At 67.0% G+C, this 10,398-nt stretch carries 9 protein-coding genes; 2 read left to right on the forward strand and 7 right to left on the reverse strand.

Annotated elements, in window-relative coordinates; all coding sequences use genetic code 11:
• Positions 1-112: 112 nt before the first annotated feature.
• The 3 genes from LCI23_RS08675 to kbl all read right to left on the reverse strand — a co-directional run bounded on the left by LCI23_RS08675 (position 113) and on the right by kbl (position 3,794).
• Positions 113-1,498 carry an L-serine ammonia-lyase gene (locus tag LCI23_RS08675; protein WP_224946062.1) on the reverse strand — a complete coding sequence of 462 codons (1,386 nt, stop codon included), beginning with the start codon at positions 1,496-1,498 and terminating at the stop codon, positions 113-115.
• An 88-nt stretch (positions 1,499-1,586) separates the two neighbouring features.
• Entirely contained in the window at positions 1,587-2,543 is a 957-nt protein-coding gene (locus LCI23_RS08680; RefSeq protein WP_224946063.1) for an NAD-dependent epimerase/dehydratase family protein, read from the reverse strand.
• A 42-nt stretch (positions 2,544-2,585) separates the two neighbouring features.
• The gene (kbl, locus tag LCI23_RS08685; RefSeq protein WP_224946064.1) at positions 2,586-3,794 is read right to left on the reverse strand and encodes a glycine C-acetyltransferase; all 1,209 of its coding nucleotides are present in this window, start codon (positions 3,792-3,794) and stop codon (positions 2,586-2,588) included.
• A gap of 183 nt (positions 3,795-3,977) precedes the next feature.
• Here kbl and LCI23_RS08690 point away from each other — a divergent pair, with 183 nt between their 5' ends.
• Positions 3,978-4,553, forward strand: a complete 576-nt coding sequence (locus LCI23_RS08690; protein WP_224946065.1) for a helix-turn-helix domain-containing protein — start codon at positions 3,978-3,980, stop codon at positions 4,551-4,553.
• Between the two features lie 71 nt (positions 4,554-4,624).
• On the opposite strand, the gene LCI23_RS08695 is transcribed toward LCI23_RS08690, so the two are convergent.
• The 4 genes from LCI23_RS08695 to LCI23_RS08710 form a co-directional block, all read right to left on the reverse strand.
• Positions 4,625-6,802, reverse strand: coding sequence for a prolyl oligopeptidase family protein (locus LCI23_RS08695; protein WP_224946066.1), 2,178 nt, complete (start codon positions 6,800-6,802; stop codon positions 4,625-4,627).
• A 116-nt stretch (positions 6,803-6,918) separates the two neighbouring features.
• Positions 6,919-7,698, reverse strand: coding sequence for a tetratricopeptide repeat protein (locus tag LCI23_RS08700; protein WP_224946067.1), 780 nt, complete (start codon positions 7,696-7,698; stop codon positions 6,919-6,921).
• 97 nt (positions 7,699-7,795) lie between these two features.
• Positions 7,796-8,446 carry a PolC-type DNA polymerase III gene (locus LCI23_RS08705; RefSeq protein ID WP_224946068.1) on the reverse strand — a complete coding sequence of 217 codons (651 nt, stop codon included), beginning with the start codon at positions 8,444-8,446 and terminating at the stop codon, positions 7,796-7,798.
• Positions 8,447-8,471: 25 nt separating this feature from the next.
• Positions 8,472-9,737 carry an Hsp70 family protein gene (locus LCI23_RS08710; protein WP_224946069.1) on the reverse strand — a complete coding sequence of 422 codons (1,266 nt, stop codon included), beginning with the start codon at positions 9,735-9,737 and terminating at the stop codon, positions 8,472-8,474.
• A gap of 123 nt (positions 9,738-9,860) precedes the next feature.
• Here LCI23_RS08710 and LCI23_RS08715 point away from each other — a divergent pair, with 123 nt between their 5' ends.
• A complete protein-coding gene (locus LCI23_RS08715; protein ID WP_224946082.1) occupies positions 9,861-10,349 on the forward strand; it encodes a DUF2244 domain-containing protein in 489 nt (162 codons plus the stop codon).
• Positions 10,350-10,398 lie beyond the last annotated feature (49 nt).

Consider the following 10,398-nt stretch of genomic DNA (forward strand, 5'->3'; position numbering starts at 1 on the left):
TTGAACTTTTATTATAGCGTCCGAATGGAATCCTATGCTGTGCTGCAAAAAAACGGGCCGGTGCGCACTGCGCCCGGCCCGCCGCCCCGCCGATGGCGCAAGCTTGTCTGGTTCAGCAGGCCGCGTGGTTCACCGTGACGACGTGCACGGCCAGGCCGCCCAGCGAGGTTTCCTTGTACTTCACCTGCATGTCGGCCCCGGTCTGGCGCATGGTCTCGATCACGTTGTCCAGGCTGACGAAGTGGGTCCCGTCGCCCTTCAGGGCCAGCGAGGCCGCGGTGATGGCCTTGATCGCGCCCATGCCGTTGCGCTCGATACAGGGAATCTGCACCAGGCCGCCGATCGGGTCGCAGGTCATGCCCAGGTGATGCTCGATGCCGATCTCGGCGGCGTTTTCGATGCGTTCGTTGGAGCCGCCCAGCGCCGCCACCAGGCCGGCGGCCGCCATCGCGCAGGCCACCCCGACTTCGCCCTGGCAGCCGACTTCGGCGCCCGAGATCGAGGCGTTCATCTTGCACAGCATGCCGATCGCGGCGGAGCTCAAGAGGAAATCGCGGATGCCGCGTACCGGATCGCTGGGGCGGCAGTCTTCGGCGTAATAGCGCAGCACCGCCGGGATGATGCCGGCCGCGCCATTGGTCGGCGCCGTCACGACCCGGCCGCCGGCCGCGTTTTCCTCGTTCACGGCCATCGCGTACAGGGTCACGTGGTGGGTCGCGTCATGCGGCAGTTCGTTGCGGCGGTTGCCGGCGTCGCAGTGCGCCGCCTTCCACAGCCGGGCCGCGCGGCGCTTGACGTTCAGTCCCCCCGGCAGCTGGCCCTCGGTCACCAGGCCATGCGCGATACAGTCGCGCATGGTTTCCCAGATGCGGTCCAGGCCCGCGTCCAGCTCCGCCTCGCTCATGCGCGCCAGCTCGTTCGCGCGCAGCATGTGCGGAATCGACAGTCCGTGTTCGCGTCCCAGCGCCAGCAGCTCGTTCATGGTGCAAAACGGGAACGGCACCTGCGCGCCGCAGCCGTCGGCGCTGCGCTGGCTCTCGCCGGCCGCGGTGATGAAGCCGCCGCCAACCGAATAATAGATGCGCTCGATGATGCTGCCGTCCTTCAGCTGGAGCACGAACTTCATGCCGTTCGGGTGCTCCGGCAGGGTCGACTGCTTGTGCCATACCAGGCCGCTGGCGTAGCGGAACGGTACCTCCTTTTCGCCCAGCAGCTTCAGGACGCCGTCCATCTCGGCTTCGGCCAGGCGGTCCTCGACGGTGTCGGGGTCGATGCCCTGCGGGGTCTCGCCCATCAGGCCCAGGATCACGGCCTTGTCGGTGGCGTGGCCGACCCCGGTCAGGGCCAGCGAACCGTACAGGTGGGCTTCGACGCCCACCGCCTGCTCGAGCGAACCGCACTCCAGGAGGAAGCGGCGCGCCGCCACCATCGGGCCCACCGTGTGGGAGCTCGACGGCCCGATTCCGATCTTGAACAGATCAAACACACTCATGTCCATCGTTGTCTCGACTCTTCAGTTTTTTATCGTTATGGTAATTGCCGGGGCCGCGACCAGGGGCCGCGGCATGGGTGCAACAGGCGCAGCGCTAGGCGGCCACGCCGACGTCGATGTTCTTCAGCATGCTTTCGACCATCTCCTCGACACCGATGCGCGCCTTCCAGCCCCAGTCGGCCGCGGCGCGGCTGTCGTCCAGGCTCTTCGGCCAGGTGTCGGCGATCTGCTGGCGGCTGTCCGGCTTGTAGGCGATCTCGAAGGCCGGCAGGGCTGACTTGATGGCGGCCGCCAGTTCGCGCGGGTTGAAGGACACGCCGGCCACGTTGTACGAGGAACGGATCAGCACTTTCTCGGCCGGGGCGTCCATCAGTTCGATGGTGGCCCGGATCGCGTCCGGCATGTAGATCATCGGCAGCGTCGTCTCCGGACCCAGGAAGCATTCATAGGTCTCGCCCTTCAGGGCGCTGTGGAAGATCGCGATCGCGTAGTCGGTGGTGCCGCCGCCCGGCGGCGACTTGTAGCTGATGATACCCGGATAGCGGATCGAGCGCACGTCCACGCCATACTTGCCGTGATAGTACTCGCACAGGCGCTCGCCGGCCAGCTTGCTGATGCCGTAGATCGTGGTCGGGTCCATGACCGTGTACTGCGCCGTGTTCTCGGCCGGGGTGTTCGGGCCGAAGGCCGCGATCGACGAGGGCCAGAAGACCTTCAAGGGCTTGCCAGCCTCGCCACGCTCGCGCGCCACTTCCAGGATGTTGAGCAGGCCGTCCATGTTCAGGGTCCAGGCCTTCAGCGGCGCCTTTTCGCCGGTGGCCGACAGCAGCGCCGCCAGCTGGTAGACCTGGGTGATGCCTTCGCTGTCGATCAGGGAAGCCAGGCGTTCGCGGTCCAGCACGTCGAGCTGGGTGTAGCGCGCCGCGCCGTAGAGGTTCTTGCTGCCGATGTCAGAGGCGATGACATTGTCCGCGCCGTGCTGCCCGGCCAGGGCGGTGACGAGTTCGCTGCCGATCTGGCCGTTGGCGCCGATGATGAGGATGCGTTCCATATGTATTCCGATCGTGTTCTCTTGTTGTTCTTTGTGTTGTTCTTATTGTGCGTTCTTGAGGATGCCCAGTTCGCGGCCGGCCTGCTCGAAGGCGGCCAGCACGGTGTCGAGCTGCTCGCGGGTATGGGCGGCCGAGAGCTGCACGCGCACCCGCGCCTGGCCCATCGGCACCACCGGATAGAAGAAGCCCGACAGCAGCACGCCCAGTTCGAACATGCGGGCCGCGAATCTCTGGGCGACCGGCGCGTCGAACAGCATCACCGGCACCACCGGGTGCGTGCCCGGCTTGATGGTGAAGCCGATGCGCTCGATCTCCTGGCGGAAGTAGGCGGCGTTCGCCATCAGGCGGTCGCGCAGCTCGGTCGACTTCGAGATCCGGTCCAGCACCGCTAGACTAGCGCCGGCGATCATCGGCGCCAGGGTGTTCGAGAACAGGTAGGGACGCGACTTCTGGCGCAAGGTCTCGATGACCTCCTTGCGGCCCGAGGTGAAGCCGCCCATCGCGCCGCCCAGGGCCTTGCCCAGGGTGCCGGTGATGATGTCGATCTTGCCGATGACGCCGCAGTGCTCGTGGGTGCCGCGCCCGGTTCTACCCATGAAGCCGGAGGCGTGCGATTCGTCGATCATGGTCAGGGCGCCGTATTTCTCGGCCAGCGCGACGATCTTGTCCAGCTGGGCGATGGTGCCGTCCATCGAGAACACGCCGTCGGTGACGATGATCTTGTGGCGCTTGCCCGCTTCGGTGGCGGCGATCAGCTGCTGTTCCAGGTCGGCCATGTCGTTGTTGGCGTAGCGGTAGCGCGCCGCCTTGCACAGGCGCACGCCGTCGATGATCGACGCGTGGTTCAGGGCGTCGGAGATGATCGCGTCGTTTTCGTCGAACAGCGGCTCGAACACGCCGCCGTTGGCGTCGAAAGCCGCCGCGTACAGGATGGTGTCTTCGGTGCCGAGGAATTCCGAGAGCTTGCGTTCCAGCTCCTTGTGCACGGTCTGGGTGCCGCAGATGAAGCGCACCGAGGACAGGCCGTAGCCGTACTTTTCCAGCGCCGCGCTGGCGGCCCGGGAGGTCTGCTCGTCGCCGGACAGGCCCAGGTAGTTGTTGGCGCACATATTGATGAGCGTGCGGCCGTCCTGGGATACCACTTCCGCGCCCTGGCGCGAAGCGATCACGCGCTCCGGCTTGAACAGGCCATCGTTGCGCAGCGTCTCGAGTTTCGCCTGCAGGCCGCTATAAAATGCTCCGTCGCTCATTGTTCCCACTCCTGGTAGTCGGTTGGCCAGCCCCGGCTTGACCGGTGCTTGGCGAATGTCGTATCGTTGGACCTGTTCGGTTCATGGAACCGAGTTCTGTATGTCGAACAAAAATTCAATATATTGAATCTTACCCCCAGCTAATGAACTTGGCAAGCCGAGCTGAAAGCACACGATCAGGCAATGACGAAGACTTTAACAAATAATGCCCCGCCCGAAGTTGGCGCCACGCTACAGCGCCTGCGCCTGGCGCGCGGCCTGACCCTCGAAGACCTGTCGCGCATCGCGGGGGTGTCGAAGTCGATGCTGTCCCAGATCGAACGCGAGAAGGCCAATCCCACCATCGCCATCACCTGGCGCCTTGCCAACGCGCTTGGGGTGGAGATCGGCGAGCTGCTGTCGTCCGAGGTGCGGACCGTGGACCTGATACGCGTGGTGGACGCCCACGAGACCCCTACCCTGCCCGGCGCCCATGCCGGCTACACGCTACGCATCCTGGGCCCGATGGACCTGGCAGGCAAGTATGAATGGTATGAGCTGACCCTGGCGCCCGGCGGCGAAATGGCCTCGCAGGCGCACGACCCCGGCACCAAGGAGCACCTGACCGTCATCAGCGGCACGATCGAGCTCGAAGTGGGGGCGGAGAAGAAGAAGATCAGGCATGGCGTCACGGCGCGCTATCCGGCCGACCATGCGCACGTGATCAGGAATGCGGGCAAGGCGGAGGCTAAGGCCTTGCTGGTAGTCGTGCAGAGGTAGGCTGGGCGGCGGCGCCCCCAACAAAAACGGCCACCCGCATGAGTGGCCGTTTTTCATGTCGCAGCGTTGGTTTAGTTGCTGCCGCCAACCGCCGTCGCCGACGCCGCCTCGCCCATCTTCAGCTCACGTGCCAGGAAGCCCCAGCGGTCCGCGACCTCTTCGATCTGCTTGGTGGTCGGCTTGCCCGCGCCGTGGCCGGCCTTGGTCTCGATGCGGATCAGGATCGGCGCGCTGCCGGCCTGCGCCGCCTGGGCGGCGGCCGCGTACTTGAAGCTGTGCGCCGGGACCACGCGGTCGTCATGGTCGGCGGTGGTCACCATCGTGGCCGGGTAGCAGGTGCCGGCTTTCAGGTTGTGCAGCGGCGAGTACTTGTGCAGGGCCTTGAACTCATCCGGGTTCTCCGACGAGCCGTAGTCCGAGGTCCAGGCCCAGCCGATGGTGAACTTGTGGAAGCGCAGCATGTCCAGCACGCCCACCGCCGGCAGCGCAGCGCCGAACAGCTCCGGACGCTGGGTCATGGCCGCGCCCACCAGCAGGCCGCCGTTCGAGCCGCCGCCGATCGCCAGCTTGGACGGCGAGGTGACCTTGTTCGCCACCAGCCACTCGGCCGCGCCGATGAAGTCGTCGAACACGTTCTGCTTTTGCAGCTTGGTACCGGCCTGGTGCCAGGCTTCGCCGTATTCACCGCCGCCGCGCAGGTTGGCCACCACGTAGACGCCGCCCATCTCCATCCAGGCCAGGTTGGCCGGCGAGAAGCCCGGGGTCATCGAGATGTTGAAGCCGCCGTAGCCGTACAGGTAGGTCGGGTTCGAGCCGTCCAGCTTCAGGCCCTTCTTCGAGACGATGAACATCGGCACCCTGGTGCCGTCCTTGCTGGTGTAGAACTGCTGGCGGGTTTCATAGTCGGCCGGGTTGAAGTCGACCTTCGGCTGGCGGAACACGGTGCTCTGGCCGGTCTTCAGGTTCAGGCGGTAGATCGTGGTCGGGGTGGTGAAGCCGGTGAACGAATAGAAGGTCTCGCTCTCGCCGCGCTTGCCGGACAGGCCGCCCACCGAGCCGATGCCCGGCAGCTTGATCTCGCGTACCAGCTTGCCCTTCAGGTCGTGCACGCGCACCAGGCTCTGGGCATCCTTCATGTATTTCAGGACCAGCTGGTTGTTGATGATGTCGGCGCCGGCCAGGGTGTCGGCGCTCTCGGCGACGATTTCCTTCCAGTTGCTTTCCTGCGGCTTGGCCAGGTCGATCGCGATGATGCGCTTGCGCGGGGCCTTGCGGTCGGTGCTGAAATAGAAGGTCGAGCCGATGTTGTCGATGAAGGTGTAGCCGGCGTCGAAGTTGTCGACCAGGTCGACCACCTTCGCATCCGGCTTCGACAGGTCCTTGTAGGACACGCGGTACTTCGGCGCGGTGCCCTTGGTGGTCGTAATGACCAGGTAGCGGCCGTCGTCCGTGGTCTGGCCACCAAAACCCCATTCCTTCTGGTCCGGACGGTCGTACACCAGGGTGTCGGCGCTTTGCGGGGTGCCCAGGCGGTGGTAGTACAGCTTCTGGAAGTAGTTGACGTCGGCCAGCTTGGTGCTTTCCTTCGGCTCGTCGTAGCGGCTGTAGAAGAAGCCCTTGCCGTCCTTGGTCCAGGCGGTGCTGGAGAATTTCACCCACTTGACGTGGTCTTCCAGGTCCTTGCCGGTGTCGATGTCGCGCACGCGGATCTCGTTCCAGTCCGAGCCCGAGGCGGCGGTGCTGTAGGCCAGCAGCTTGCCGTCCGGGCTGACTTCCATGCCGGCCAGGGCCACGGTGCCGTCGCTGGACATGGTGTTCGGGTCGAGCAGGACGCGCGGCTGCTCGTTCAGATTCTTCAGCGTGTACAGGACCGACTGGTTCTGCAGGCCGTCGTTGCGGGTGTAGAAGTAGCGGCCGCCTTCCTTGCCCGGCACGCTGTAGCGCTCGTAGTTCCAGAGCTTGGTCAGGCGCTCGCGGATCGCGGCGCGCTGCGGGATCTGGGCCAGGTAGGCCTGGGTCACGCCGTTCTGGGCGCTCACCCACTGCTTGGTCTCGGCGCTGTTCGCATCCTCGAGCCAGCGGTACGGGTCGGCCACCGTGGTGCCATGGTAGTTGTCTTGCTGCTCGACCTTCTTCGAAACCGGGTAGGTCAGGGACGGGCCGTTGGCGGGGCAGCTTTGCGCCAGGGCGCTGTTGGCGCCGAAGGCCGCGGCCAGCAGGGCGACGAGCGTTGCGTGTCTCAGGGTCATGTTGTTCTCGCGAGTTTTTCATGGGTCGGCATATGCCGACGGCAATCATAGCGCGAATTGCCGGGCTCGCAAATGCGGAGAGGGGCGTCAATACGGCACGGCGGAACCATGCGCGCCTAGGCGCCGCGCCGCCTGGCAGTGCGCAGGCTGTCGAGCGCGCACCTGGCTTCGCCGTCGCCGGCCGCGGCGGCGCGCTCGAGCCAGGCCACGGCGCGCGCCGGGTCGCGCGCCACGCCGCGGCCGTGGGCATAGGCCAGACCCAGCGCACGCTGGGCCACCGGGCTGCCCTGGGCGGCGGCCTGGCGGAACCAGCACAGGGCCTGGACGTCGTCTGCGTCGACGCCGTCGCCCCGGTGGTACATCAGGGCCAGGTTGAGCTGGGCCGGGGCATGGCCCTGGCGCGCGGCCTTGCGGAACCAGGCCATGGCAAGCGGATGGCTGGGTGCCGTGCCCTGCCCCAGCAGGTAGGATTCGCCCACCAGGTTCTGGGCGCTGGCCAGGCCCTGCTCGGCGGCGCGGTAGAACCAGCCGAAGGCCAGCGGGTCGGATTGGGGCAGGCCGCGTCCCTTGCGGTAGAGCTGGCCGAGGTTCTGCTGGGCGGCCGCGTCGCCCTGGCCCGCGGCGCGGGCAAACCAGCGCGCCGCCAGCCGCGGATTGCGCGCGGTACCGTGGCCCTTGCCATACATCGCGCCGAGATGGTTCTGGGCCGCCGCCAGTCCCTGGCGCGCGGCACGGATCATCCAGTCGAAGGCAAGCCGCTCGTCGCGCGCGACGCCCTCGCCCTTCTGGTACAGCAGGGCCAGGTTGAACTGGGCATAGGGATCGCCGCGCTCGGCGGCCTGGCGAAACCAGGCAAAGACTTCGGCCCGCTCGCGGGCAGCGTTGTGGCGTTGCATCCCTCCCCCTTGCCGCCCACGGCAACGATCAAATTGTTAAAATTTTAAGGAGGTCGAATGCCGGGGGTTTGCGCCCCCGCAATCGTGGGCGGCCGGCTCAGCCGGCTGCGGCCTGCTCGCGCGCCAGGCTCGCATACTTGTCGAGGAAGACCGGTACCTTGGCCGCGGCCAGCTTGTTGAGCGACACCAGCAGGTCGGGCGCCACCCGGCGCAGCCCGTGGGTGCTGCCCAGGTGGCGCGCCGCATGCAGCAGCACCTCGGCCGCCACTTCCGCATCGGCCTCGGCGCGGTGGGCGGTGCCGCGGAAGGCGATCCCGAGCCGGCTCGACAGGTTACCCAGCTTGTAGCTGGGCAGGCCCGGGTACAGGCGGCGCGCCAGCTTCAGCGAGCAGACCAGTCCGCAGTGCGCGGTGGGACGGCCGATGCGCCATCCCTCGGCCTTCAGGAACTTCTCATCGAAGCTCGCATTGTGGGCCGACAGCATGTCGGTGCCGATGAAGTCGAGCAGCTCGGCCACCACCTTCTGGCTGGGCGGCGCCGTGTCCACCATGTCCTGGGTGATGCCGGTAAGCTGGGTAATGAAGGATGGGATGCGCACGCCGCAGTTCACCAGCGAGACGTAGCGCTCGCGGATTTCTCCGCCGACGATGCGCAGCGCCGCCACCTCGGTGATACGGTCGCCCATCTCGGGCGACAGGCCGGTGGTCTCGAAGTCGAGCATCACGATCGGGCGTTCATAGGTACTCATGCCGGTTTCCTGTGGGGTGAAAGGGTCAGCCGAACTTGCGCAGCGCGTCCAGCGCCAGGCCGGAGCCGATGCTGCCGAACAGGTCGCCCTCGACCTTGCGCGCCTGTGGGACCAGGTCCGCAATGCGTGCGCGCAGGGCCGCGATGCCGCTCGACCCACCAGTGAAGAATACCGTGTCCACCGCATCGGCGTCGACGCCGGCCTGGGCCAGCAGCGCGAGCACGGTGGCGGCCACGCTGTCGACCAGCTGGCCGGTCGCCTCGTCGAAGCCGGCGCGCGTGAGTTCCAGCGCGGCCGGCGGCGCCAGGCGCCCGAGTTCCAGGCACACGGCCGGGCTGGCCGACAGCCCGATCTTGGCCGCTTCGACCTGGATCGCCAGCCAGTGGCCGGCGCGCTCGTCGATCAGGCGCTGCAGGCGCTGCAGCCGGGCCGGCTCGGCCGCATCGCGCACCAGGTCGGCCAGCTGGGCGATGCTCTTGCGGGTGTAGGCCTGGTTGATCGTATGCCAGGTCGCGAGATTGAAATAGAAGCCCGACGGGATCGCGGCGCCGGACAGCATCCTGCTGCCATAGCCCAGCAGCGGCATCGCGCTGGCCAGGCTCAGGTACTTGTCGAAGTCGGTGCCGCCGATGTGCACCCCGCCATTGGCAAGGATGTCGTCGCGCCGGTCCGGTCGCGCGCCGCGTCCCGGGCCCAGGCGCACCAGCGAAAAATCCGAGGTGCCGCCACCGATGTCGGCGACCAGGACCAGTTCCTCGCGCTCGATGCGCGACTCGTAGTCGAAGGCGGCGGCGATCGGTTCGTACTGGAAGGCGATCTCGCGAAAGCCGGCCTGGCGTGCCACTTCCTCGAGCGTGTCCTGGGCGCGGCGGTCGGCTTCCGGGTCGTCGTCGACGAAGAACACCGGACGTCCGAACACGGCGCTGGTGAACTCGCGCCCCGCCTGCCGCTCGGCGCGGCGGCGCAGCTCGCCGATGAACTGCCCGAGCAGCGCCCTGAAAGGCAGCGCGCGGCCGGCGACCTCGGTCTGGCCGTCGATCAGGCTGGTACCAAGCAGGCTTTTCAGGGAACGCATCAAGCGGCCCTCGTAGCCTTCCAGGTAGTCGGCCAGGGCGGCGCGGCCATAGCGTACCTGCTCGTCATCGGCGTTGTAGAACACCACCGAAGGCAAGGTCGCCTTGCCGTCCTCCAGGGCCAGCAGGGCGTGCGCGCCGGCCTGGGAGGCGCTGCCGGACAGCCAGCCGACGGTGGAATTGGAAGTGCCGAAATCGAGGCCGCAAGCGAGCGCCATAGGATGCTTAAGAAAGAGAGGGGCGGTATGGTAACAGATCCGCCACCGCCGCGTCCGTCCGCGCGTCGGCTTTTGACCGGCTGTGGCAAACTGGCACATCCTCGTATTGACACCGTGTCGACCATGGCAGGCCCTGCTCCTCTCCCCGCCGAATGGCTGTTCAGGCGCAACTGCTCGCTCACGCCGCGCCAGGCGCTGCTGGTGTACGCGCTGCTGTGCGGCGCCACGCTCGGCATCGCGCTGGTCTTCCTGCTGCGTGGCGCCTGGATGGTGCTGGCTTTTGCGCTGCTGGAAACCGCGGCGGTGGGCACCGCCCTGTTCCACTACAGCCGCCACGCCCTCGACCACGAACGCATCGTGCTCGACGCCGGAGGCCTGCTGGTCGAGCACGCGGACGGCACCCGCTGCTTCGTGGTGCGCCTCGACCCGGCACACGCGCGTGTCGAACTGGCCGCAGGCCTGCGCAGCCTGGTGGTCATCGAGGCGCGCGGCCAGCGCGCCGAGATTGGGCGTTATCTGACACCCTCGGCGCGGCTGGAACTGGCGCGCTCGCTGCGCGCGGCCCTGCGCGGCGCCTCCCTCCTCTACCCGGCCCTGGCAAGGCCCCTGTAAGCAACTTCTTACACAAGCACGGCAACGCTACCGATATGGTGCGCCTGCG

The sequence above is a fragment of the Massilia sp. MS-15 genome, assembly GCF_020176695.1.
Taxonomy (GTDB): Bacteria; Pseudomonadota; Gammaproteobacteria; order Burkholderiales; family Burkholderiaceae_D; genus Telluria; species Telluria hydrophila.

What these genes read in the sequence shown, in the direction of transcription:
- LCI23_RS08710 (WP_224946069.1), bottom strand. Translation starts at nt 9,737, where the DNA reads ATGGCGCTCGCTTGCGGCCTCGATTTCGGCACTTCCAATTCCACCGTC.
- LCI23_RS08715 (WP_224946082.1), top strand. Translation starts at nt 9,861, where the DNA reads ATGGCAGGCCCTGCTCCTCTCCCCGCCGAATGGCTGTTCAGGCGCAAC.
- kbl (WP_224946064.1), bottom strand. Translation starts at nt 3,794, where the DNA reads ATGAGCGACGGAGCATTTTATAGCGGCCTGCAGGCGAAACTCGAGACG.
- LCI23_RS08690 (WP_224946065.1), top strand. Translation starts at nt 3,978, where the DNA reads ATGACGAAGACTTTAACAAATAATGCCCCGCCCGAAGTTGGCGCCACG.
- LCI23_RS08675 (WP_224946062.1), bottom strand. Translation starts at nt 1,498, where the DNA reads ATGGACATGAGTGTGTTTGATCTGTTCAAGATCGGAATCGGGCCGTCG.
- LCI23_RS08680 (WP_224946063.1), bottom strand. Translation starts at nt 2,543, where the DNA reads ATGGAACGCATCCTCATCATCGGCGCCAACGGCCAGATCGGCAGCGAA.
- LCI23_RS08705 (WP_224946068.1), bottom strand. Translation starts at nt 8,446, where the DNA reads ATGAGTACCTATGAACGCCCGATCGTGATGCTCGACTTCGAGACCACC.
- LCI23_RS08700 (WP_224946067.1), bottom strand. Translation starts at nt 7,698, where the DNA reads ATGCAACGCCACAACGCTGCCCGCGAGCGGGCCGAAGTCTTTGCCTGG.
- LCI23_RS08695 (WP_224946066.1), bottom strand. Translation starts at nt 6,802, where the DNA reads ATGACCCTGAGACACGCAACGCTCGTCGCCCTGCTGGCCGCGGCCTTC.